We start from the raw sequence: 23874 nt of genomic DNA, 5'->3' as shown, positions 1-23874 counted from the left end.
AAATTATTACAGTCTTCTTGGTTATTTAGCAAGTGATGATTTTCTAAGTAAACAAGGACCTTACTTTCAAAAACCAGCAGTTCATTTTGGTATTTTGGATAGCTAAAATTAAAATCAATATTGGAATTGTGCTTTTTAACAAAATCATATACCTCAGTAGAAAAATCTGTTTGGATATTTCCTATTCCGCGATTGGTTGAAAAATGGAACAACTCCTCTTCTAGTGAACTATATGATTTCATTGAACTTGCGGAAAATTTGATTTATCGATGGCTATTTTTAAAAAAATTTAAGGCACAAGTTATTGAAAAATATGTTAATAATGCCTTGGAATCATGTTGATTTTTTTGATGGCATCCTGAAAATCTATCCCGATGATTTCGAGGTACCAACGGATGGTTTCAAAACGGGGTATGTTTTCGGCCTTTGCCAAATTTAAGCCCATTTCCCTGCTGATCATTCCTTCTCTGATTTGGTTGCTGCGAAAGGTGTCCACCTCAGAAAATCCCGCTACAGTGTAGTATATATAGTTATAAAATCCTGCTGTTCCATCGCCTATTCTCCAAGTTGAATCGGTATCCGGAGATTTTTCCCAATTGTATTCAGATAAAATCAAATTATTGACTTCATCCTCATCCCAAGGATAATAATCAAATAACTGAAAGTAATCCCTTTTGGGAGCTACATACCTCACTGCAAATGATCCCAAACTATCCCATACTGATTGGTTTAAGTAAGCAGGATTTAACAGCATTTCCTTTCCGATATATCCAAAGAGCTTTAACTTGTTACTGATAGAAAGAGAAAAAATCCTCTCTTTCTCAAATTCAGGTTTCAATCCTGCAAATCCTGTTTTGAAATCAGTGTTTTCCAGGTAATTGACTCCCCAAATATTCAAATCGATCCCTGTCTGTTTTTTGAGTCTGTCGGTATAATAAAAAAAATATTTATCCCCGGCCATAAAGAGGGGAACCATACCCAAAGCAGGTTTTCGCAACCAAGCTTCTATATTCTTTCTGATATTTTGGCGTTTCCATTGGATATCCGCAGCGACGACCACATTCTCCACACCGAGTTTACCGCAAACCCTTGAAATATTCCTTCTTGCCAGATCGGTGACCATTCCCCAATCATAAGTGAAAGCAATTGGATTTAGACCAAGCTCATTCTTGACAAGATGCAGTGCAAATGTACTGTCTCTACCTCCACTGAAAGGCACTATGCAATCAGATTTTGACAAACTTTTACGATAGGGCTCAATAAGTTGCTTCAAACCATCCAAGTTCTTTGGCGGGGATTTTGGTTTGTAATTCCGGCAATAGTTACATACCCCTTCATGGTCAAATGAGATAAATGGAAAGGTTTCAGGCAGGATACATTTTGTACATCTTTTCAGTTTTTCGATCTTTTCCGACTGATTCTCCAAAAGACTGAAAAGATGTTTTTCCTTATTTCGGTTAAAATTTATCTCAGGCTCAATCACGATTTCATTCCCAAACCCGGTGTTTTTGATGGAAGAAATCTGAACTGTATACGAATGGTCATTTTCTGATTTCGCTTCAATTAGCTCAGTTCTCTCCACTCCAATCTCCTTTAATTCCATTTTTAAAGGATCAAACCAAAAAGCCTGATTGGGGTACACTTTTGAAATCACTGTAGTTTCATTCAAATTTCCTTTCTGGAATGAATCCCTTAATTCCTGCAAATACTGTATTTCTGAACCAAAGAACAGGTAATTTTTATTGTCACTCAGGAAATACAAGGAACCGTTATTGGTAGCAATAAGGAATTTGTCAATTCCGGGAAAAAATGCCATGATAGAATAAGTCCCTTCCAATTGGGACAAGGTGTTTTTTATTGCCCTTCCCAAATCAACCTGGGTTTTGGAAATGGTACTATCCAAAAGACTTAGGATGACCTCTGAGTCTATTTTGAATTCCCGTTTCATGTGGGCAAATTTTTCCCATAGTGAATCAGCATTGACAATGATGCCATTGTGGATCAAAAAATTACCGTTTTTGATCACAGGTTGGTTGTTTTCAGTTTGCAACTGAGAGCCATTGGTTACCAGTCTCGCATGGCCAAAAACCAAAAAAGAGCATTTACTGCTCTTATACCGCTCCAAAGAATCTGAGAGAGAGGACTTGACTTGGGAGGTGGTTAGCAGTTTCCTAATCCTTACGTCTCCTTTTGTTACCTCCACCTTCTTGGACAAGTGGTCCACAAAAGCCATTCCTGAAGAATCCTTTCCTCGCGACTCACTCATCAATGCAAGTTTTGAAGTCAGTTTCCTGATCTCCCTATCCGAAATTCCGGATTCGGGTTTTACAAAAAGTCCAAAGATGCCGCACATAAGTTTTAAAATTTTTTTTCTAGAAAATAAATTTCAGTTTACTAAAGAGATGACCTAATTATTTATTTATTCGTATGCGTAATAAATAATCATAAATTTTGGAATATTCTGACGCGATTCTTTGCCACGAAAAATCTTTTTCTACTTTTTGAAAGGCTCTTTCCGCATATATCTTACCTAACTCTAAATTTGAATTGAGAAACAAAAGTTTTTTAGATAATGAGTCCGGACTATTAGATTCAAAATAAAAAATTTCATCTTCTTCAAATAGGCATTTATTCTCAGGGATATCACTTGCAATAACAGGAATTTTTAATGATGCTACCTCTAACAACATCATAGACATACTCTCTTTTATGGAGGGAAAAACAAAAAAATCAGAACCCTTTATGATTTTAAATAATTCTGATTTTGATCTTACTAATCCTAAAAATTCAATTTCCAATCCTTCTAAACTTTCTAAAATTTTCTTTTTGTATTTTGGCACATGATTTAATTCTCCTATAACTATTACTTTTTTCTGAAAATTGGCAATTTTAATTGCATCGATTAAAATATGTAACCCTTTGATTTCATAAATCCGATTGGCAGCAAAGCAAACATAGCCTAATGAAGAATTATTGGAATTTGATAAAAATGTATCAACACCATTAGAAATATACCTTGCTAATCCATGTTTATTTTTGGATTTCAAATACAATAAATCTTGTGAAGACACTGAAACATTAACATTTGAAAACTTGATGTTTAGAAATTGTGAAAATCTAAAAAAATAATTGACCAAAGATGAAAATTTTGGGTCCTTATATCCATTTAAAAACATTCCATGATATGTAGTAACTACTTTATACCTTAAACGAAGAAAAGGGGTAATAAAACCGCTTTCCGAATGATGTAGATGGATAAGGTCAAATTTTTTCTGAAATAAAACATATATTAAACATCGTACGTAGTAATAACCAATGTTTATTTTTGAATTTGAAATAGATTTAAATATGGTTTGCTTTATGTTATATATATTTTTTTCACTTGCATAATTTGATATTGAAAGAACCTCAAATTCATAATCATTCTTAAGATTTTTAATAATGTTTTCCCCAACAGTTGACGCACCTCCCAAAGCAGGTAAACCTTTAAGCCCAATAACAGCGATTTTTTTTTTCAATTTAACTATTTATCAACTTACTAAAACTTAACCCCATTTTTTCTATTGAAAATTCATCCTCAATTATTTTTTTACTGTCCAACCCCATTTTAAAAATCAAACTTTTATTCTCAATCAAAAAACAAATAGAATCACAAATGGCTTCATAATCTCCTGAATTACATATAAATCCATTTCTTTCATTATTTATAATTTTCCTATTGTCACCTACATTTGTAGCTATTATCGGTAAACCAAAGTTCATTGCTTCTAAAATAGTATTTGACAATCCTTCATTTATGGAGGAGCTTAAAAAAATATCCGCTGTTTGGTAATAATAATTAATATCATGAGGATTAACAATTAAACTAACTTCACCGCTTAAATCTAATTCATTTATTTTTGAAGCAATTTCTTTTTCTAATTCCCCATACCCGATTAATTGGTATCTAAATGATTTATTTCCCATTCTTTTTTTAATTAAAAAAACGGCTTCCAAAGCAGTGAAAATATCCTTTTCCTTGACAAACCTTGAAACAGAAATAATTGTCACTTTTTCATTTATAAATTCTTTTGGTAGGTAAAAATTTCTTTTTTCAACTCCATTGTAGATAACAGAAGATTTCTCTACTCTAAAGCCTTTTTTGGTAAAATCATTAAATGCAGAATGGTTGTTGAACACAGTATGCGTGGTAAAATACTTATGGATTGTTAATTGAAAATACCATTTCCATCCCTTAATTGAATCAGTTCTAATTCCTCCAATTCGATTTTTTATATTTAACAAAGTGCCAAGGATCCCTACAAGAAAATTGGAAGTAAGAAGAAATGATATAAGGGCAAAAGTTCTAGTTTTATCTATAGTTTTGAATATAGTAAATACCTTTTTAATAAAATTCCCTTTTAAAAAGACTATTTCAATTGATCTTGAATCAATAAGGTCTAAAAAGACTTGATCAATCTGTTCACCATAATATATAATCAATTTTACATTATATTCTGTTGCTAAAAAATTTGATAAAAGTATGCACTGTTTTTCAGCTCCACCTCTCAAAAGTGTATTGGAAATAATTACAACCTCTTTTTTAGGTTTAAAAAACATGGGAGGGTTCTCGTTTATACTATTCAGTCAATTTTAAAAATTCATTTAAAAATACTTTATAGTCAAAATTTTCTTTAAAATATTTATTGGCTTCTTTGAATTTCGGGCTGTAATCTGGATCAGTAAATATCTTTTTTAATAATTTTGCCAAAGATTCTGGATCATTTTTAGTAAAAATGTTTCCATCAAATCTCTCAAGAATTGATTTAACTCCATCAGCATCAGATCCAATTATTTCAAGAGGATATTTCAATGCTTCCAAAAGTGCTAATGGCCTTCCTTCGTATTCTGAACTTATTAAAAATAAATCCGCAGATTGATAATAATATGGAATTAATTCTCTTGGCTGAATCCCGGCAAAAAAGAAATTTTCCTCCATATCAATTTTTTTTACCATTAACCTCAATTTTCCATTCATTTCCCCGTCTCCAACAACTACTACATTCAAACACTCTTTTTTTATAAAATCTTTCCCTAACAATTCAAAAGATTGAATAATGGTCTCGGGATTTTTAAGTGGCTTTAACGATCCCACTATTAAAATAATTTTGTTTTCAACAGGGAGATTTAAAAATTCCCTTGATTCAAACTTATCAAGTTTAACATCTTCAAAAGGAATTAAAGGAGGAAGGTAATATATGTTTGAACCGGTGAGCCTTACATAATAATCACATATCTCATTTGAGACTCCAAAAACTTTATAGGAATTTTGCATCAATTGATTTTGAATAGGAATATTGCCCCAACTTCCTAAATCACCCGAATGAATGATAACAATGTACTTTAGGTTGACAATTTTCTTTAACAAAATATAGGGAAGCCAATTAATCCAATGTGCTTTTGAAAAACTTACTACAACTCTCTGATTTGGACTTTTTTTTATCAAAAATTTAAAAAAAATAAAAATTGAAAAAAAAAGTCCGTGAGGAAAGAAAGTTTTAACTCTAGCAAATTCGTCTTTTGAAAAAAAATCAGGCCTATTTTGGTGTGAAATTATTTTTAGGTTTTGTGTCTTTTTTAATTCTCTTATTAAGTAATGATTAAAAACTTCCATTCCGCCAACTTGGAATGGGTAAAGATTTCCACAGATAAAAACATATTCCATAAAGCTTTAAATTTGGACTATTCCCCTTGACTCTAGAGCAATCTTTTTAAAAATTAAAGAATTATATAATTCATAACCAAATCTATTTTTTACTAAAACCATTGAATATAACAACATAGGATATATTATACCCAAATCGCTGACAGTATTTATCAACACAAAGGATGGAACCACTACAATTAAGAGGTCATAAAATTTATGTCTAATTGAAATCCAAATAATTTTGACAAAAGCATAATAGATCAAAATAGAAAAAATAAGTCCCCCATTATAGATCATGGTAATAAAAGCATTGTGGGCAGAATAATACTTTTCATCCCATGTAATTAACAATTCCTTTTGTGATCCTGTCAAGAAGGTAATTTTATTGTCAAGAAAAAAATTAAAATACATTAGCCATTTACCAATTCTATTTGAACTTGTTTCCAAATTAAATTGATCGCCAATGAGCAAAAATCTATTTAGTATTAAGTCAAAAAATGGAAAAGAAATTAAAATTACAATTGGGATAAAAAACAAAAAAATAATTTTTGATTTTTTACTATTCCTATTTCTAATAAAAAAATAAAAAATGAAAATGACTATAAATAACGATAAAATTCCAGTGCGACTCCCTGTAACTCCAACCAAAATAGTTAGCGGTATTAACAAAACTACAGTAAATTTTTTCCTAAAATAAGAAAAGAATAAAAAGCAAATCCCTATAGTAATGCATAGATAAACACTTAAGGTATTTGAGTCTCCATCTGCAATAATTCCTGTAAACCTTTCAAATCCAATATTTTCAAATTCAGTTTTTTCGGTACCCAAAGATCTAAACCCAAGATAAGGTAATATTGGGCTAAAAAATGAAAAAGTAATCATAACCAAAATCGAACAAATCATTGACCTATTAATCTCAATTGTTGAGATTGAAGTAAAAGCTATTCTTAAAGAAAAAAGACAAGCTAACAAATGGCCTGTCATGTTTATTGATTTAAGAGTTGCAGTATTTATATCAAAATCATGTAAGCCAAAAAAAGCATTTTTGAAATAGGTGTAATTGAAATAAAGAATTAATAATAAAATTAGAGATTCAAATGAAAAAAAGACTTTCCTGAGTCTATCATTTAATTTAATAATTTCAAGATTTTTTGATATAATTCTGTAATTTCTGAAGTAGTATAATACAACAAAAATTCCAAGAATTTGCTTTAAGCCAAAAATGGAGAATAGAAATTCTTCCTTTGAAAAAATATCATTTGTGGGAATCAATACTAAAAAAAGAAGAACAATTTTTTTACAATTAAAAATGAAACAGACAAAACTTGCAAGTAATGTTAATCCCAAAAATTGTTTCGTAAGCCCGGAATATGATGTGAAAAATAAAAAAAAGACTAATACTGCAGAAAAAATTATTGGGTAAGACTGCTTGTTCATTTTTTCAAAAGTTTTTGAAAAACATCCCTGTAAGGGAGGAATCCTAACTTAAAAAGAATGGAAAAAACAATTGGAAAATAAACCATACCAGTAATTATAGTCAAGGCATGATTATCTGGCAAAATATTAACTCCAAGAAAGTAGATTGGAAAAATAAGGAATGACAAAGCAATTACAATTAAGAAATTATTGACTGGAAAAAAATTGAAAAAATTGAATTTCAAATACCTAATTTCAAAAATTAATTGCAGGAGACCTGGTAAAAAAACAGCTATAACTGAAGTTATTGCTGCCCCTAACAACAGAAACTTAGGTATAATTACATAACCCAATACAACTGAAATTATTGCCGAAATTAAATTAATCATAAAAATTGTTTTTGTTTTATGGGCTGCACGTAAAACTAAACCATATGAGGTTAATAAGGCTAGAAATGAAAATAAACCAATTCGATAGTATAAATCCCCCTCTAGGTATGAACTAGTGAATATTAACTCAATAAAATATTTACTAAAACAAAAGAAAAAGAAAAGTAGGGGGATCGCCACCGATCCTGTCTTTAATACTACATTTTGGTATAATTCTTTGATTTTTTCATATTTTCTTTCTTGAATCAAAGCTGTGAATTCAGGAAGTACAACATTATTAACTGAGCTATATGCATTTGCTAAAAAAGGTATACTCAAAAATGAAACAGTATAAATTGCATATTCATTGGGAGAAATAAATTGGTTCAAAAGAAACTTATCAAACTTGATAGATACTATATAGATGATATTTCCCAAATAAAACGGAATGCAATAATATGCTTGTTTTTTAATGGAATTAAGGTTTATCCTAAATTTAAGAAGACCATGATTTCGGATTAAATAGTAAAAAGTAAAGAGAAACTTCAAGAAAGAGAAAATTAGAAACCCATAGAAAACATCGTTAAAATCATTCTTAAAAAAAAAAGAAATTAAGATAACTGCTAAGAATAAAAATTTTTCAAAAGGAATGAAAACTAATACACCTAATTTATTATTGTCCAGCAAAAAAATATTATCACAAATACTGCTATTGATATAAAACAAAATGGTTAAAAAAATTAAATCCGGCAAAGCTCCTAATTCTTCAAGATTCAAATACCACATTAAATCCTCTTTATTTAGAAAAAATAAAATAGAAAATAAAACACCAGATAATGATAGTAAAAAAAAGGTTTGATTGAAAAGATTACTTTTTTCTAATTGACTCTTGTAAATACTGTGAAAATAATAAAGACTTGAAACTAGGGTGAACCCAAAGAAAGGTAAAGCTGTGGTCAGAAATAAATTGAATTTCTGGAATATCCCAAATTCATTTTTCCCCACCAAACGGATTAAAATGAATGTGGTTAAAAAGTAAAAAGAAAAGCCTGCAACTTGACTTATAAATGAAAGTAATGATAATTTTCTCAACTTTTAAATCTAAAATTGGGTTAAAAGATAATACTTATTGAAAAAAATTTGTTTTAATCTTCCTCGCCGGATTTCCTACCCAGACTTCGTTGGCAGGAATGTCAGAAATGACCACCGAACCGGCCCCAACGATGCTGTTGTCACCGATGCTGATTCCCTGCTTGGCCACAGCCCCCACTCCAAAAAAAACCTTGCTGCCTAGGCTGACATTTCCCGCCAAGGTAGCATTCGGGGCAACATGGGAAAAATCCCCAATAATACATTCATGCTCAATGACCGCACCGGTATTGATGATGACTCCCTCTCCAATCTTTGCAAGAGAATTGATAACGGCATTTTTACCGACAAAAGTGGACAGGCCAATTGTGGCTTTTGAAGAAACCAAGGCAGTTTTATCTAAAACCGACAATTGATTGAAATTTTTGCTCTTGATAAAGCTGACAACTTTTGCCCGGATGGCATTGTCACCGATGCAGGGAAATATCAAATTTCCATCTAGCACATGACTCACATCATCAGCCCTTTCATCGCCAAAAAACTCCAGGTTGTAAGGATCCTCTACATTATAATCTTTTGCAAAATAACCCCCTACATGAAGGCCCTGCTCCAGGATACTGTCCAAAACCACATAAGCGTGGCCTGAATAACCGATGATGAAGATTTTATTTTGTTGGGTCATTTTAATTCAAGGGGTTAATTTAGTGTCTAAATTGAAGAATTGAATTTCAATGCTTTTGGCGCAAGGCGAATTTTTGACTTGGGATAATTTCGGCCAAAAACCGGATTGCTTTTCCTTTCCTTTTCTACCAAGATTAGACCACATCCGAATCGCTTCAGCCGGGCGGACACTACGTGGCTTTTTTTCATCAAGTTAACAGCGGCTATTTTTCTTCTTACCTCTCACCTTTTACAATCCTTCATCCCTCTACCTTCCTCCTTCATCCTTTCTCTGTGTGGTCAAAAATTTTATTGATCTTTCAAAGAAATGGATGGTCTGTCAATGGCTTCTTGGAAAATGGATGGTAGTCCCCTATCAATCCAATACCTTTTTGCTGCCTGATGTCATGGACGAGTTCTACCGAACTTCTTGCTTCTTCCAATCCAAAGCCTTTTCCTTCCAATATCCCCGAATAACTTTGGGTATGTAAATCCACAAACCCTTCGCTGAATTCGATTTCATGCCCTTCTAAGGTCATGGAACGGTAGATGGTTTTTCCTTGTGCCAATACGGACTCAGGCAGGGTATCCTGATTGATGCTCAAAAACCACCTGACCCTTGCCCTTTCCAACTCAAGATATCCTGATGCCCTGTCGTGGGTTTGAAGGTGAACGACATTGTTTTTGACCTTCCCAAAAATCCAAACCAACATGTCGAAAAAATGTATCCCGATATTGGTTGCGATGCCTCCTGATTTGCTTTCATCCCCTTTCCAAGAAGTATAATACCAATTGCCTCGGGAGGAAATATAGGTGAGGTCAATATCATGGACTTTATGAGCAGGTTCGGACATCACTTTTTGCCTAAGTGCCAAAATCGCGGGGTGAAGACGTAGTTGGAGGATGTTGAAAACCCTAGAACCGGTTTCCTTTTCTACCATTTCAAGTCCATCCATATTCCATGGATTGAGCACTAGAGGTTTTTCGCAGATTACATCTGCACCGTGCCTCAAACCAAACCTGATATGGGAATCATGGAGGTAATTTGGAGAACAGACACTGACGAAGTCTACCTTTTGATCGTTTCTTTTAAGTTTTTCCAGATACCTATCAAACCTCTCAAATTCGGTAAAAAAGGCTGCTTTTGGAAAAAAACTATCCATCACTCCCACTGAATCAAACTTATCAAAAGCAGCCACCATTTGGTTGCCTGTTTCTTTGACTGCCTTCATATGCTTAGGGGCAATATATCCCGCAGCCCCTATCAATGCCAAATTCTTCATTTAAGGACTTCAGATTTTTGTACTATCCCCTGTGCTAAAATATAAATCTCCTCGCTTTCGGGACATTGGGCTTTTCCTTCTTTGTCAAATTCAAGCTTGTGACCAAATTCAGACATCCATCCTTTTTGACGGGCAGGGTTACCGATGACCAAAGCGTAATCAGGAACATCCTTGGTCACCACTGCCCCGGCACCGATAAATGAATAAGCCCCTATTATATTACCACAAACAATGGTCGCATTGGCACCGATGCTAGCACCTTTTCCAACTTTGGTGGCCAAATATTCATTTTTTCTGTTGATGGCAGAACGCGGATTGATGACATTGGTAAAAACCACGGAAGGACCAAGGAACACATCATCTCCGCAGGTCACGCCTGTGTATATAGAAACATTATTTTGAACCTTGACATTATTTCCTAAAATGACTTCGGGCGAAACCACCACATTTTGGCCGATATTGCAGTGCTTACCGATTTTGCAATTAGCCATAATATGGGAAAAATGCCAGATTTTGGTCCCCTCCCCTATTTCACAGCCCTGATCGATATAGGCCGATTCATGTGCAAAATATGATTTCATATGAAATAACTATTGATAGAATCAATGATCAAATCTAATTGCTCGGACTCCATTTCTGTGTGCATGGGAAGCGAGATGACTTCCTTACAGAGTTTTTCGGAAATAGGAAAATCACCCTCCCTATAACCGTAATTTTGGTATGCCAACTGAAGGTGAGTAGGAACCGGATAATATATCATAGTAGGAATACCGAAAGAAGCCAGATGTTTTGAGAATTCCTCTCTGTTTACATCTTTCAATTTGATGGTATATTGATGAAAAACATGGGTAGATTGGAGAATTCTTTTTGGAATAGAAATATGGGAATTGGCCTCAAAGGCTTTGTCATAGGCTTCCGCAACTTTATTTCTTGCATTTTGATATTGATTCAGATACCTGAGCTTCACCCGCAACAATGCAGCCTGAACGGTATCCAAGCGGGAATTGACACCAATGGAATGGTGGTGGTATTTCTTTTTTTGTCCATGAGTGGAGATCATCCTCATTTTTTCTGCCAGGTCATGGTCATTGGTAAACATTGCGCCCCCGTCTCCAAAGCAACCAAGGTTTTTGGATGGAAAAAATGAAGTAACACCTATATCTCCCATTGTCCCTGATTGTGCCAAAGTGCCATCAGAAAATCTGTAGACAGAACCGATGGATTGGGCTGCATCTTCTATCACTTTTAGTCCGTGATTTTGAGCCATTTTTAAAATAGCTTCCATTTCAGAACATTGGCCAAAAAGATGGACAGGAACGATTGCTACTGTCTTGTCGGTTATTTTGGATTCAATTTTTGAGGTATCGATCTGAAAGGTAGCTGCGTCCACATCTACAAAGACCGGTTTTAAACCCAGCAAAGCAATTACCTCCACTGCCGCGATGTAGGTAAAAGCCGGAACAATGACCTCATCTCCGGGCTTAAAATCCAAAGCCATCATGGCTACCTGCAGGCCATCTGTGCCATTTCCACAAGGGATCACATATTTACAATTGAGGTATGCCTTCAAATCATCAGCAAACAACCTGACATGGGGTCCATTGATAAAAGCAGCCTGATCAATGACTTCCTGCATGGCAGCATCGATTTCATCTTTTATTTTTTCATATTGGGACTTCAAGTCCACCATTTGGATTTTTTTCATTTGTTCATTTGGCTTTGCATCGGTCTTGACACAGCTTCGCCACCTGGGTCACAGTAACTATCGGGAATAAGGTCAATTTCTTGATACTTTAGCTTGAAGGAAAGGAAAACCTCTAAGCTCTAACCCAGCTTTAGCCAAACCATACCCATCTTACTAAAACCAATCATATTATTTTAGCTAAATCCGGTTTTTTGCCCGGCATTTATTTGTGAATGGGCTAAAGCCACACTCCTATTGATCCTCAATATTCCAACATGTCAATACCCTTTCTGAATATTTGCAAAATGTTAAATGGTACCAATGACCAAAATTATTAACTCTCCCTTCGCCAAGCTCAGGGAACGGGGATATTGGGTTTTTGAGGATGAGGAGGGAAAAGCGGCTGCGCTGCTTTTCCCTCCTCATCCTTTTTACTAAACAACCCAGGTGGCCGATCGCTATCGTGGACGAGGCCTATTTAGAATAACCTCAAAGTCATTTCTTTTCTGACCATTTTAAAATGTTAGGGGCTCATAACAAGGAGTAACCCAATGTGATTTTCAATTTGGATTAGTTTGACCCCATTCAGAATTCATCATTCAATTTTCCACTTCCCAACTTCCATTCTTCCCAACTTCCCCCCTTCTATCCCCTTTTCATTGCCCGTTTCCACCAAGGCAGTTGTACTTCGTCATGATAACCGTAGTGACTTGAATATCCATACCCGTAGCCATACCCGTAACCAAACCCATAACCTTTGTCAATATGTACATCATTGAGGATGGCGTATATTTTGGATACTCCTCCTTTTTCGATCAAGTTATTCAATATTTGAATGTTACTCTTATTGGAAAATCCCTGTCTGAAAATAAAGAAATTCACATCGGAATGTTTGAAAAGTTCTTTGGTTTCGGAAACCAAGCCTGCAGGAGGGCAATCCAACACAATCACTTCATATTCCTCCTTTATTTCGGCCATAATTTTTGAGAATTTGTTTTGAAGCAGGAGTTCAGCAGGATTAGGTGGAATGGGACCTGAGAGGATGATATCTAGGTTTTCGAATTTGGTTTTCTTGACGACTTCTCTCCAAGGCATATTCTTGCTCAGACAGGTACTCATGCCTTGGTCATTGACAAGGCCAAATTCTTCGGCAATTTTGGGTTTTCGTAAATCTAAGCCAATCAATAATGTTTTTTTTCCCAAAAGAGAATAGACCGAGGCCATATTGACAGAGGCGAAAGTTTTCCCTTCACCCGAAATACTTGATGTAAATAAGATTGTAAGCTGTTCTTTATTGGGGCTGAGATAGGACATATCTGCCCTGATGTTTCTGAAGGATTCTGTAACCGAAGACCTAGGATTGTGAAGGACCGGCTTGGGATCATTGCTTTGATTCCTACCTATCATGCCTATCAATGGGGTATTGATTTGCTTTTCAAGCTCTTTAGGATCTTCAATTTTGGTGTTGAGAAAATCACGGATTGAAATGTATCCAATGGAAAATATCAGGCCAATTGCCAGACCGATGATCAGATTGATGATTTTCTTTGGAAAAACGGGGATCTGTCCCGCCCGTGCAAAGTCAAGAATGGCATTCTTAGGCATATTCGATGCCCTGGTGATTTCTGATTCTGCCCTCTTTTGAAGCAAATACACATAAATGTTTTCATTTACAGTGAATTTCCTTTGAATTCCCAATAGCCTTCTTTCTGTTTCAGGTAGTGAATTGATTTCTCTTTCCACTCTTTTTATCTGTGAATTGACTTCTTGCAGGTAGGTGTTGGAATTCCGGATAGAGGATGCAATATTCTCCTGAAGTGCCTTTTTTGTATTCCTTATTTTGGCATTGATTTCCCTCATTGGGGGAGCCTCCTCTGAAAAATTATTGGAAAGTCTCATTTTTTCGGCCTGAAGCTCACTAATTCCCACCACCAAAGACTGTAGGAGAGGATCGGTGTTCCCAATAATCGATGGCGCAACTATCTCTTCAATATCATCTCTATTGATATAATTTTGAAGGGTTTGATAATATTTTAGATTGATTTCGGCCTTTGATCTGTCTTTTTCAAATTCCTGCAACCTTTGAAAAATCTGGGAACCTTCTTCACTTAGATTGAAAATCTTATTTTCTGACCTGTACTTTTCCAGACTTCCTTCAAAAAATGTCAAAGAATCAGTGATACCGCTCAGTTGGTCTTCAATAAACCTGATGGTATTCTCCGCTGCCTTGTTTTTTTCGTCGAGTTCTCTTTGAAGGTATACTTCCATCAACTTGTTGAGGTATTCCTCTCCCATCCTCCTAACGGGCGTTTCAAATGAGATATTTAGGATCGAGGCTTGTTTGTTGATCGGTGTGACTGTTACCTTGTCCTTAAGAAAAAGTGCCAAGGAAGGGGTATCCACCAACTGAAAGATAATTTTATCACCGGGCTTGGCATTCCTGTTTTCAATTTTGATTTTCAGAAATTCTGATTCAATATTTTCTCCAAAAACATAGGAGGGTTTTAGATCAGGAACCTCTTTGATTTCTTTCTTATAAAAAGGATCAGAGGGATTAAATAGCTCATATTCATCTCCTTCCGGATCAATACTGAAAGTATGGTCATCCAAAACTTCTATCAAAAATTTTCCCTTGACCAACTGAAAGTGGGTCCAATCTACCACCACATCTACGGGTACATCGGCATGTACCTGTGTGCTTGTCAATAAATCATCGGAAAAATAGAAAACATCCAATCCTATTTCCCTAATTGCTTCTTCTGCAAGGGTATAAGATTTGAGAATTCCAATTTCGTTTTCGACGTTATTTTTGATGGGCATCATGCCCACTGCATCAAAGATTTCGGAACCCAAGGCCTGAGGTTCTTCTGTGACAATCACCGAGGATTGGACCAAATAGACCGGTGTTGCATATTTATTGAAAAGAAATGCAGCCAACACACAGACCAAAGTACAAAAGGCTATAAATGGCCAATATTTGAGGTAATTAAACAAAATGACCTTCAATTCAATATCGTCCTCTTGGGGAGGCAGAAAAGGATCGGGTATAAATGGGTAAGAGGTATTAGTACTCATCAATTTTGTAGGATAAGATTCAAAACCAAAGCGACGGCTGTGACTGAAGAAAGAATCAAAGCGACAGTCTGTGCTGTGTTTTCTCCAGTACCTATTTCCCTTGCTTTCATGGGTTCAGCATAGATCTGATCATTGGGCTGAATGAAATAAAAAGGAGTCTGAATGATCTGCCTGTCATTGAGGTTGATTCGGTGCAACTTGGTTCCATCGGGATATTGTCTGACAAGAATAATCTGATCCCTTTTGGCTACAATAGTCATGTCCCCGGCTTGGGCTATTGCTTCAAAAATAGTCAATCTATCCTGCAGAACAACATACTTTCCCGGTCTACGGAATTCCCCAAGGATAGAAAATCTGATACCGCCCAGTTTGACCCGTACAAAAATCTCTGAGGTGACATATTTTTTCAACGCATCCTCTATAATAATCCTTACCTCGTCAAGCGTCTTGTCGTTGACCTGAATCTCTCCTAGTAGAGGCATTCTGATATAGCCGTTTTTATCGATCGTATATCCGGTCATGTAATAGATATCTCCCCCAGTTTGGGCTATCTGACCAAAAACAGCGTTGTTGGCTTCAGCTTGGATTTTGGAAGTAAGGCCTTCTTCAAGAATCTGCTCTACAGTCTGAATCTGAATGTCGATTATATCATTGAACTGCAGCCTGTACTCCGGCAATTCATAGCTGATCAATTCCCCATCCTGAATTACTGTGTTTCCTTCTAGGTTTTGATAGTACATAATTTTCTCATTAGGTACACAGGAAGCAAAAGCAAGGATGAAAACCACTACCAAAGGACTCCAAACAAACTTTCTCATAGCTTGATAATAAGAGATATTCATAGGCAACTTAATGCGTAAACTTAACCAAATAATTTAACTCTAGAACAGGTTTACATGCTCCCGGGAATTTGACCTGTAGTTAGTGGGCTAATTACGAAAAAAAGCAAAGAATCAGGATAGTTTGTTCTTTTTTTAGAAAAGAAATTATGTATATCAGCATTTTTTGACGGTCTCTATTTGACAAAATGACCTCGACTTCGCACCGCCACCGGATAATGAATGATGATTGGGAAGGGAGGAAAATGCGGCTACGCTGCATTTTCCTCCCTTCCCCTAAAAACAAAACCATCAGGCACCGAGCGAAGTCGAGGTGTAAATCAAAATAAAATTCGGCCGGTGGTGCCATTGCGGACAATCATGAAAGAAATAAGGAATCACTCTAAATTCTTACTTAGAGTTTAAAAATGATTCCAAAAAAACACTTTTTAAAGGGTTTTATTCAATTTTGATTTAATTGTTTCCGATTTTATCCTCTATGATTACCGGAGTGTATTCTCTTTCTTCCAGCTTGATAAGATTCCCGTCTTCAAAAGTGGCAAGAACATAAAATTTTTCATCTCTAATGACCCTGTAAGTTTTTTGATTTCCGTCAAGGTGGCTTATCACAGCAGCCTCGTTCTGCCTCAAAAATTTCTTTTCAGTCATTCCCTGGTAATATTCCGGATTGGGTCCGAAAACACTGCACGAACCCAACAAGACAATAGAAAGGATCAAAATCAGTAATTGCTTCATATTTTTTATTGTTTTTTCAAGTTAAAATATTGCAAAAACTTTGCCACGAAATTTATCGCTGATTTTGAGAGACTTAAGAATAAATGGTTTTGTTTTTATTTCAACTGTTTGAAACCGGAGATTTTTGCCTTACATTTGCGTCCTAGCGGCACGACCAGCTCCTGCTGAATCCCCCAGGTCCGGAAGGGAGCAAGGGTAAGCAGTCGTAGCGGTGCGATGCCGCTTCTTTTTTTTCCATTTTTTAATTCTGGAATACACGACATTTCAATTACCCATTCATCATTTTACATTCTTTTTCCCCTTCCATTTCCTGATTTATCAATTAACTTTGTACAATCAACATAAACAAACAACATATGAAATTCTTTATTGATACCGCCAACCTGAATGATATCAAGGAAGCCTACGATCTTGGCGTATTGGACGGCGTCACTACCAATCCATCCTTGATGGCAAAAGAGGGAATCAGCGGGGAAGAAAGAGTCCGTGCCCATTACAAAGCCATCTGCGACATCGTGGACGATAATGTAAGCGCCGAAGTCATTGCCACGGATTTTGAAGGAATGATCAGGGAAGGCAAGGAACTTGCAAAAATCGATGACAAAATAGTCGTAAAAATCCCCATGATCAAAGACGGTATCAAAGCCATCAAGTATTTTTCAAATGAAGGCATCCGAACCAACTGTACTTTGATTTTTTCAGCAGGCCAGGCACTTCTTGCCGCAAAAGCCGGCGCAACCTACGTTTCACCATTTATCGGAAGATTGGATGACATCTCTTACGATGGCTTAGAGCTGATCGATCAGATTGTCAATATTTATGAAAATTATGGTTATGCCACTCAGGTTTTGGCGGCATCCGTGAGACATACCATGCACTTGATCAAATGTGCCGAACTCGGTGCAGATGTGGTGACATGTCCTTTGAAAGTTATTTTGGGATTGTTAAACCACCCACTTACAGACTCGGGATTGGCAACTTTCCTTGCCGACCACGCAAAGGCTGCAGGAAAATAAGTGAAAAAATGGGATCGGATTATTGACCACAATCCCGATCCCATCGTTTCTTTTCATTATGCTTTCTTTGTTTTCATACAAAGGATTGAAACAGAATCCCAAAAACCCTTGTTTTTAAATCACAGAGGAACCCAAACCATTTATGTATATCTTAAAAGTAAAAGGAAAAGCCAAAATCCCTGATTATGTGCAAATCAGGGATGATAATTTTGTGTTGGTAGCCTATTTCAGGGCAGATAGACCCTTGAAGAATATCGAGAAATTTGGTTTGGAAGGAAAGGAAGCAGAACTAGAAACCTTGATCAGAGACCTCCCATTCGGAAAAACCCAAAAAATTGAGATTTGATGGAATTTGGAAAAGAAGCGATCATTGAAGTAAAAGACGCCTGTATTTTTCAGGGATTGGATGCAGTCCTGCAGGATGTTAATTTTTCAATCGGAAAAGATGAGTTCGTTTTTTTGATAGGAAGGACAGGAAGTGGAAAAAGCTCCCTTTTAAAGACCCTTTATGCTGACCTGACTCTCAAAATGGGCAAAGCAGAAATAGTGGGTTTTCACCTTGACAAAATCAAAAAAAACGAAGTACCCTATTTGAGAAGAAAACTCGGAATAGTATTTCAAGACTTTCAGCTTTTTCCGGACAGGTCTATAGCCGAAAATCTCTTTTTTGTCATGCGGGCCACTGGCTGGAAAGACAAAGAGAAAATGAAAAACAGGATGATCGAAGTTCTTCTGAAAGTTGGACTTGCCGATGCAGCCACAAAAATGCCACATCAGCTATCGGGTGGAGAACAGCAGCGCGTAGTGATCGCGAGGGCACTGATCAACCAACCTTCTATTCTCTTAGCCGACGAACCTACAGGAAACCTTGATCCGGATGTGGCAGACGGGATTTTTAAACTTTTTCAGGAAATCAACAATGAAGGAACAGCCATTCTGATGGCAACTCATAACCATGATTTATTGAGAAAATACCCTTATAGGGTTCTTAAATGTGAAAAAGGAAAACTACTTGACAGCAAGACCTCCGATATCACTATCAACACATCCTACTGATTCCAGAATATTTCAAAATACTTTTTATCTTTTCAATCATTTTGGGTAGCTTCTGCGTTTAGACCAATGTTTAAACCTACTGCTCAACGTATTAAAGATATTGTCATGAAATACTTATCCAACAAAAAATCCGGAATTTTCCTTTTGTTTGGGGCATTCCTCTTTTTGAATGCATGCAAAGATAAAACCGATGATCCTGTACCGGAATTGTCTGCCAATGCCAAAGTAAATACATGGATTCAAGAAGTAATGGATGAAGTCTACCTTTGGTTGGATGATATGAGAAACCCAATTTCTCTTGAATCTGACCCGGAAGATTATTTTGAATCCCTGCTTTTTAGACCTACTGACAGGTTTTCCGTTATTTATCCGGATTATCAGGAACTCATCAACAGCCTTCAGGGAGTGAGCAAAGAAGCAGGTTATGAAATTACCCTTGCCCGTGAAAGCAGTACCAACAATAATGTAATCGCATTTATAACCTACACCAAAAAGGGAAGCCCTTCAGAAAGTAAAGGTCTGAGGCGCGGCGATTTGATCACCCATATCAACGGAGTCAGGATGACCTTGGACAATTATCAGGAAGTCTTGGGTCAAAGGTCAGAGGCCCATTCCATTTCCTATCTTAGGTACAATGAAAGTTCATCCTCTTATGTAACGCAGACTCCTGTGGACCTGACTACTTCGGTTTTATCAGAAAATCCTAATTTCCTAGATTCTATTTATACCATCGGAAATCAAAAAATAGGCTATGTAGTCTACCACTTTTTTGCCCCGGGGATAGAAGGCCAAGCCACCCGGTATGACGAGGAGATGGATGCAATATTTGCAAAATTCAAGGCTGAAGGGATAAACCACCTGATATTGGATTTTCGGTATAATGGAGGCGGATTCCAGTCCAGCGCTGTCAACTTAGCAAGTCTGATAGCTCCCAATGTGACCGGAAATGATGTATTCACCAAAATTAAGTACAATAGCTTTTTAATGGGTTTTGACCAATTGAAAAATGTGCAGGTTAAGTTTGAAAGCAAACCCGAAAATCTTGGACAAATACTAACAGGAAATAGGGTTTACATCATCACTTCATCTAGGACTGCTTCCGCAAGTGAATTGATCATCAATGGGCTAAGACCATATATGGATGTATTTATGGTTGGGGGATTGACTTTTGGGAAAAACGTAGGATCAATTGCATTAGAAGATGAGGAAAACCCTGCCAATAAATATGGGCTTTTGCCAATCGTTTCCAAGTCGTTTAATAAAAATGACCGATCTGACTATGATACCGGATTCCAGCCAAATGTTCAGGGAAATGAACTTTCCCAGCCTACCTTATTGCCATTTGGAGATACCAATGAGTTTTTATTAAAACTTACTTTGGAACAAATAACGGGTATTCCTTCGCCTGACAGGATCCAAATGATCGACAGGATAGATTTGGGTAGTTCAATAGAAAATCAGACAAGGTTCGGGAAATTGATTGATGACCAGTCTAAATTCATCTTGAAACAATAAATCAAATCAAGCTCCTTCCCCACAGGAAGGAGTTTTTTTTGACAAAGAAATACCATTAACAGAATTGATAGAATAAAACCTGTCAATTTGTCCGTATTTTTTTAATTTCGCAGTCCAAAAGTAAATTATCCATGGAAAACATTATCAAAGATATAGATATCCTCAGTCCCGAGGAAGCGCAAGCTACTGATTACAAAATAACTGAAGAGGTCAATACAGGCAAGCAAAAAAAGCTTTACATCGAGTCCTATGGCTGCCAGATGAACTTCTCAGACTCTGAAATAGTGGCTTCTATCATGAAGGAAAACGGCTATGACACTACTTCAGATTTTGAGCAGGCGGATGTGATTTTTTTAAATACCTGCTCAATCCGAGACAAAGCAGAACAGACTGTACGCAAAAGACTCAGCCAATTCAATACCCTCAAAAAAAACAAGCCCGAACTGACTGTGGGCGTTCTTGGCTGCATGGCAGAGCGATTGAAGGAAAAACTCCTCGATGAAGAAAAAATCGTAGATGTAGTAGTCGGACCGGATGCTTATAGAGATCTTCCCAATCTGGTGACTGGAGCAGAATTCGGAAATAAGGGGGTAAATACTTTCCTTTCAAGGGAAGAAACCTATGCAGATATATCCCCTGTCAGACTCAATTCAAATGGCGTAAATGCCTTTATTTCGATAATGAGGGGATGCGACAATATGTGTTCTTTCTGTGTGGTACCATTCACAAGGGGGAGGGAAAGAAGCCGGGATCCTCATTCAATTATCCATGAAGCAAGAGAACTTTTTGAAAAAGGATTTAGAGAAGTCACTTTGCTAGGTCAAAATGTAGATAGCTACAAATGGTCTCCCGAAGAAAACAACAAAGCAAGACTCAGTAAAAAAGAAGACGAAGTATCCGAAGTAGTTCATTTCCATCATTTATTAGAGATGGTCGCACAGGTAAGCCCACTACTTAGGATCCGGTTTTCGACTTCCCATCCGAAAGACATAACAGATGAAGTGTTGTACACTATCAAAAAATACGACAACATCTGTAAATACATCCACTTGCCTGTACAAAGCGGTAATTCAAGAATACTAGAACTGATGAATAGAACTTATGATCGGGAATGGTACTTGGAAAGGGTCAGCAAAATCAGAGAAATCCTCGGGGAGGAATGTGGCATATCATCTGATATGATTACGGGGTTTTGCAGTGAGACGGAAGAAGAACATCAGGACACATTGACCTTGATGGATATCGTAAAGTATGATTTTTCATACATGTTTTTCTATTCCGAGCGACCTGGAACCTTAGCCGCCAAAAAATTCGCAGATGATATTCCATTGGAAGTAAAGAAAAGAAGGTTGGCAGAAATCATTGACAAACAAAGCCAACTGTCATTTGAAAGAAATAAACTTGACTTGGGAAAAATCCAGGAAATCTTGATAGAAGGAACTTCAAAAAGGTCAAAAGAACAGCTTAAAGGTAAAAATTCGGCCAATAAAGTGGTGATTATTCCCGATGGGCCTTACCAAAAAGGTGACTACGTCATGGTAAGGATTACCGATTGCTCACCGGCAACACTTTTTGGGGAAGTTGTATCCTGATTTTCAAAACGCTATAATGATCACAAACTCAGAGATTCAAAGTATCAAGCAGCGGTTTGGCATAATTGGCAACAGCCCTTTGCTCAACCATGCCATACAGGTGGCCATGCAGGCCTCCCCTACCGACATGACGGTGCTGATTACAGGAGAAAGCGGCAGTGGCAAGGAATCTTTTTCTAAGATCATTCACTCGCTTAGCCTTCGCAAGCATGGCAAATTCATTGCCATCAACTGCGGGGCCATTCCTGAAGGCACGATTGATTCCGAACTGTTTGGTCATGAAAAAGGGTCATTTACCGGTGCGCATGAAGCAAGGAAAGGCTATTTTGAAGTAACAGATGGCGGGTCGATTTTCCTAGATGAAATCGGCGAAATGCCTCTTGGGACACAGGCCAGGCTCCTCAGGGTGTTGGAAAATGGAGAATTTATCAAAGTTGGCTCATCAAAAGTGCTCAAAACCAACGTCAGGGTCATTGCAGCCACAAATGTCAACCTGATCAAAGCCGTGGACAAAGGTGAATTCAGGGAAGACCTGTATTACAGGTTAAACACTGTTCCGATCTACGTGCCACCACTGCGGGAAAGAGGTGATGATGTCGTCATGCTGTTTAGAAAATTCACTACGGATTTTTCTGAACGGTACAAAGTAAAGCCCATAGCTCTTGATGATGCTGCGAAGAAGTTATTGGTAAAATTCCCTTTTCCCGGAAATATCCGTCAGCTTAAAAACATAGCAGAACAAATCTCCTTATTGGAAGAAAACAGGGATGTGGACGCTGCAACTTTAGCCAAATATCTCCCTACAGATCAAAGTAGGCTTCCTGCCCTGACTGGCAGCTCGGGAGGCTCAAGTGAATTCTCGGATTTTTCTGAAAGAGAAATTCTCTACAAAGTTCTTTTTGATATGAAAAAGGACATGAATGAACTCAAAAAACTAGTACTTGAGGCTTTTCAGTCAGGAGGTCTTAACTCCACTATCATGAGCAAGCATCAAAATCTTTTTGATGATTTAGAGCCATCTTCCACTTCATTCGAGGAGAAAAAGCCCTCGAATGTTCCATCCAATGTCCCCTTGGTAATCGACCACCAAAACCAAAACGAGGAAACGGAGGATTACGATGACGATACAATCGAAGACATTATCCATGAGGAAGACGACAATTCACTTTCTTTGGAGAAAAAAGAAAAAGAAATGATCCTGAAAGCACTCCGTAAACATAATAACAAAAGAAAATACGCTGCAGGTGACCTTGGTATATCCGAAAGGACGTTATATAGAAAAATAAAACAATATGACATTGAGTAGGAAATCAAAACGTCATTTAATGACATTACTGCTTCCAGTTTTGCTGCTTCAGGGATGTGCGATCAAATACAGCTTTACCGGAACGAACATTAATTATGAATTGACCAAGACATTTTCAGTCGAAAACTTTTTCAATGATTCGGGTGGAGGTCCTGCCAATATGGAGCAGCTTTTTACTGAATCTCTTAAGGAGTTTTATCAAAGAAATACCCAGCTGGAACTCGTCAGGACAAACGGAGACCTGCAATTCCTTGGGGCAATCAAACGCTATGCGATCACCCCACAGGCGACCGTAACAAGTACAGACCCTAACTTACCTGATAGAGCGGGGCAAATGCGGTTAACCATTGCCATAGAAGTGGAATACCTGAATACAGTCAATGAGGATGATAATCTCAAACAAACTTTCTCTTTCTTTAAAGATTACGACCCAAGAACGACTTCCATCCTTCAGGTCGAAAGCCAACTTATAGAAGAGATTTTCAATAATATTATTCAAGACATCTTCACCGCCACCGTTGCCAATTGGTAAAAATGAGTAAATTGGGATTTAT

20 protein-coding genes and 1 other RNA gene are annotated in these 23874 nt (G+C 36.8%); 8 read left to right on the top strand and 13 right to left on the bottom strand.

Going from position 1 to position 23874, the window contains the following annotated elements:
* Positions 1-316: 316 nt before the first annotated feature.
* The 13 genes from MMU07_RS06735 to MMU07_RS06675 all read right to left on the bottom strand — a co-directional run bounded on the left by MMU07_RS06735 (position 317) and on the right by MMU07_RS06675 (position 16835).
* Positions 317-2353 carry a hypothetical protein gene (locus tag MMU07_RS06735; protein WP_241125086.1) on the bottom strand — a complete coding sequence of 679 codons (2037 nt, stop codon included), beginning with the start codon at positions 2351-2353 and terminating at the stop codon, positions 317-319.
* Between the two features lie 58 nt (positions 2354-2411).
* Entirely contained in the window at positions 2412-3518 is a 1107-nt protein-coding gene (locus MMU07_RS06730; protein ID WP_241125085.1) for a glycosyltransferase family 4 protein, read from the bottom strand.
* A gap of 1 nt (position 3519) precedes the next feature.
* Positions 3520-4599, bottom strand: coding sequence for a glycosyltransferase (locus MMU07_RS06725; protein WP_241125084.1), 1080 nt, complete (start codon positions 4597-4599; stop codon positions 3520-3522).
* A gap of 19 nt (positions 4600-4618) precedes the next feature.
* Positions 4619-5704 carry a glycosyltransferase family 4 protein gene (locus MMU07_RS06720; RefSeq protein WP_241125083.1) on the bottom strand — a complete coding sequence of 362 codons (1086 nt, stop codon included), beginning with the start codon at positions 5702-5704 and terminating at the stop codon, positions 4619-4621.
* A gap of 6 nt (positions 5705-5710) precedes the next feature.
* Positions 5711-7123 carry an O-antigen ligase family protein gene (locus MMU07_RS06715; protein WP_241125082.1) on the bottom strand — a complete coding sequence of 471 codons (1413 nt, stop codon included), beginning with the start codon at positions 7121-7123 and terminating at the stop codon, positions 5711-5713.
* Entirely contained in the window at positions 7120-8562 is a 1443-nt protein-coding gene (locus MMU07_RS06710; protein ID WP_241125081.1) for an oligosaccharide flippase family protein, read from the bottom strand. Before MMU07_RS06710 ends, MMU07_RS06715 begins: the two co-directional genes overlap by 4 nt.
* Positions 8563-8596: 34 nt before the next feature.
* Entirely contained in the window at positions 8597-9241 is a 645-nt protein-coding gene (locus MMU07_RS06705; protein ID WP_241125080.1) for an acetyltransferase, read from the bottom strand.
* Between the two features lie 298 nt (positions 9242-9539).
* Positions 9540-10502, bottom strand: a complete 963-nt coding sequence (locus tag MMU07_RS06700; RefSeq protein WP_241125079.1) for a Gfo/Idh/MocA family protein — start codon at positions 10500-10502, stop codon at positions 9540-9542.
* Positions 10499-11083, bottom strand: coding sequence for an acyltransferase (locus tag MMU07_RS06695; RefSeq protein WP_241125078.1), 585 nt, complete (start codon positions 11081-11083; stop codon positions 10499-10501). The genes MMU07_RS06700 and MMU07_RS06695 overlap by 4 nt, the downstream gene beginning before the upstream one ends.
* Positions 11080-12207 carry a DegT/DnrJ/EryC1/StrS family aminotransferase gene (locus tag MMU07_RS06690; RefSeq protein WP_241125077.1) on the bottom strand — a complete coding sequence of 376 codons (1128 nt, stop codon included), beginning with the start codon at positions 12205-12207 and terminating at the stop codon, positions 11080-11082. Before MMU07_RS06690 ends, MMU07_RS06695 begins: the two co-directional genes overlap by 4 nt.
* A gap of 624 nt (positions 12208-12831) precedes the next feature.
* Positions 12832-15261 carry a GumC family protein gene (locus MMU07_RS06685; RefSeq protein ID WP_241125076.1) on the bottom strand — a complete coding sequence of 810 codons (2430 nt, stop codon included), beginning with the start codon at positions 15259-15261 and terminating at the stop codon, positions 12832-12834.
* A complete protein-coding gene (locus tag MMU07_RS06680; RefSeq protein ID WP_241125075.1) occupies positions 15261-16079 on the bottom strand; it encodes a polysaccharide biosynthesis/export family protein in 819 nt (272 codons plus the stop codon). Before MMU07_RS06680 ends, MMU07_RS06685 begins: the two co-directional genes overlap by 1 nt.
* Positions 16080-16553: 474 nt before the next feature.
* On the bottom strand, positions 16554-16835 hold the full coding sequence (locus tag MMU07_RS06675; RefSeq protein ID WP_241125074.1) for a hypothetical protein: 282 nt from the start codon (positions 16833-16835) through the stop codon (positions 16554-16556).
* 142 nt (positions 16836-16977) lie between these two features.
* On the opposite strand from MMU07_RS06675, the gene ffs reads away from it, so the two are divergent.
* The 8 genes from ffs (at position 16978) to lptE (ending at position 23852) form a co-directional block, all read left to right on the top strand.
* Positions 16978-17064, top strand: an RNA gene (gene ffs, locus MMU07_RS06670) — signal recognition particle sRNA small type.
* A gap of 127 nt (positions 17065-17191) precedes the next feature.
* Positions 17192-17851, top strand: coding sequence for a fructose-6-phosphate aldolase (gene fsa, locus MMU07_RS06665; protein WP_113922878.1), 660 nt, complete (start codon positions 17192-17194; stop codon positions 17849-17851).
* 142 nt (positions 17852-17993) lie between these two features.
* Positions 17994-18197 (top strand): fructose-6-phosphate aldolase, encoded by a 204-nt coding sequence (locus MMU07_RS06660; RefSeq protein WP_241125073.1) that lies wholly within the window; start codon positions 17994-17996, stop codon positions 18195-18197.
* Positions 18197-18907: a cell division ATP-binding protein FtsE gene (locus tag MMU07_RS06655; RefSeq protein ID WP_241125072.1), complete on the top strand. Its 711-nt coding sequence runs from the start codon at positions 18197-18199 to the stop codon at positions 18905-18907. Before MMU07_RS06660 ends, MMU07_RS06655 begins: the two co-directional genes overlap by 1 nt.
* Positions 18908-19012: 105 nt before the next feature.
* On the top strand, positions 19013-20422 hold the full coding sequence (locus MMU07_RS06650; RefSeq protein ID WP_241125071.1) for a S41 family peptidase: 1410 nt from the start codon (positions 19013-19015) through the stop codon (positions 20420-20422).
* Positions 20423-20553: 131 nt separating this feature from the next.
* Complete coding sequence (gene miaB / locus MMU07_RS06645) at positions 20554-22014, top strand: tRNA (N6-isopentenyl adenosine(37)-C2)-methylthiotransferase MiaB (RefSeq protein WP_241125070.1); 1461 nt, start codon at positions 20554-20556, stop codon at positions 22012-22014.
* Between the two features lie 16 nt (positions 22015-22030).
* Positions 22031-23320 (top strand): sigma-54 interaction domain-containing protein, encoded by a 1290-nt coding sequence (locus MMU07_RS06640; protein ID WP_241125069.1) that lies wholly within the window; start codon positions 22031-22033, stop codon positions 23318-23320.
* Positions 23321-23339: 19 nt separating this feature from the next.
* On the top strand, positions 23340-23852 hold the full coding sequence (lptE, locus tag MMU07_RS06635; RefSeq protein WP_241125068.1) for an LPS assembly lipoprotein LptE: 513 nt from the start codon (positions 23340-23342) through the stop codon (positions 23850-23852).
* The last annotated feature ends 22 nt before the right edge of the window (positions 23853-23874 follow it).

Origin of the sequence: Cognataquiflexum nitidum, from assembly GCF_022538055.1 — a bacterium.
Taxonomy (GTDB): Bacteria; Bacteroidota; Bacteroidia; order Cytophagales; family Cyclobacteriaceae; genus Cognataquiflexum; species Cognataquiflexum nitidum.
This window is presented reverse-complemented; position numbering and strand designations above follow the sequence as displayed.

Coding starts and splice junctions, on each gene's coding strand:
- MMU07_RS06700 (WP_241125079.1), bottom strand. CDS start 10,502: ATGAAGAATTTGGCATTGATAGGGGCTGCGGGATATATTGCCCCTAAG.
- MMU07_RS06680 (WP_241125075.1), bottom strand. CDS start 16,079: ATGAGAAAGTTTGTTTGGAGTCCTTTGGTAGTGGTTTTCATCCTTGCT.
- MMU07_RS06660 (WP_241125073.1), top strand. CDS start 17,994: ATGTATATCTTAAAAGTAAAAGGAAAAGCCAAAATCCCTGATTATGTG.
- miaB (WP_241125070.1), top strand. CDS start 20,554: ATGGAAAACATTATCAAAGATATAGATATCCTCAGTCCCGAGGAAGCG.
- MMU07_RS06650 (WP_241125071.1), top strand. CDS start 19,013: ATGAAATACTTATCCAACAAAAAATCCGGAATTTTCCTTTTGTTTGGG.
- MMU07_RS06715 (WP_241125082.1), bottom strand. CDS start 7,123: ATGAACAAGCAGTCTTACCCAATAATTTTTTCTGCAGTATTAGTCTTT.
- MMU07_RS06685 (WP_241125076.1), bottom strand. CDS start 15,261: ATGAGTACTAATACCTCTTACCCATTTATACCCGATCCTTTTCTGCCT.
- MMU07_RS06690 (WP_241125077.1), bottom strand. CDS start 12,207: ATGAAAAAAATCCAAATGGTGGACTTGAAGTCCCAATATGAAAAAATA.
- MMU07_RS06735 (WP_241125086.1), bottom strand. CDS start 2,353: ATGTGCGGCATCTTTGGACTTTTTGTAAAACCCGAATCCGGAATTTCG.
- MMU07_RS06695 (WP_241125078.1), bottom strand. CDS start 11,083: ATGAAATCATATTTTGCACATGAATCGGCCTATATCGATCAGGGCTGT.
- MMU07_RS06705 (WP_241125080.1), bottom strand. CDS start 9,241: ATGACCCAACAAAATAAAATCTTCATCATCGGTTATTCAGGCCACGCT.
- MMU07_RS06675 (WP_241125074.1), bottom strand. CDS start 16,835: ATGAAGCAATTACTGATTTTGATCCTTTCTATTGTCTTGTTGGGTTCG.
- fsa (WP_113922878.1), top strand. CDS start 17,192: ATGAAATTCTTTATTGATACCGCCAACCTGAATGATATCAAGGAAGCC.
- MMU07_RS06725 (WP_241125084.1), bottom strand. CDS start 4,599: ATGTTTTTTAAACCTAAAAAAGAGGTTGTAATTATTTCCAATACACTT.
- lptE (WP_241125068.1), top strand. CDS start 23,340: ATGACATTACTGCTTCCAGTTTTGCTGCTTCAGGGATGTGCGATCAAA.
- MMU07_RS06720 (WP_241125083.1), bottom strand. CDS start 5,704: ATGGAATATGTTTTTATCTGTGGAAATCTTTACCCATTCCAAGTTGGC.
- MMU07_RS06640 (WP_241125069.1), top strand. CDS start 22,031: ATGATCACAAACTCAGAGATTCAAAGTATCAAGCAGCGGTTTGGCATA.
- MMU07_RS06655 (WP_241125072.1), top strand. CDS start 18,197: ATGGAATTTGGAAAAGAAGCGATCATTGAAGTAAAAGACGCCTGTATT.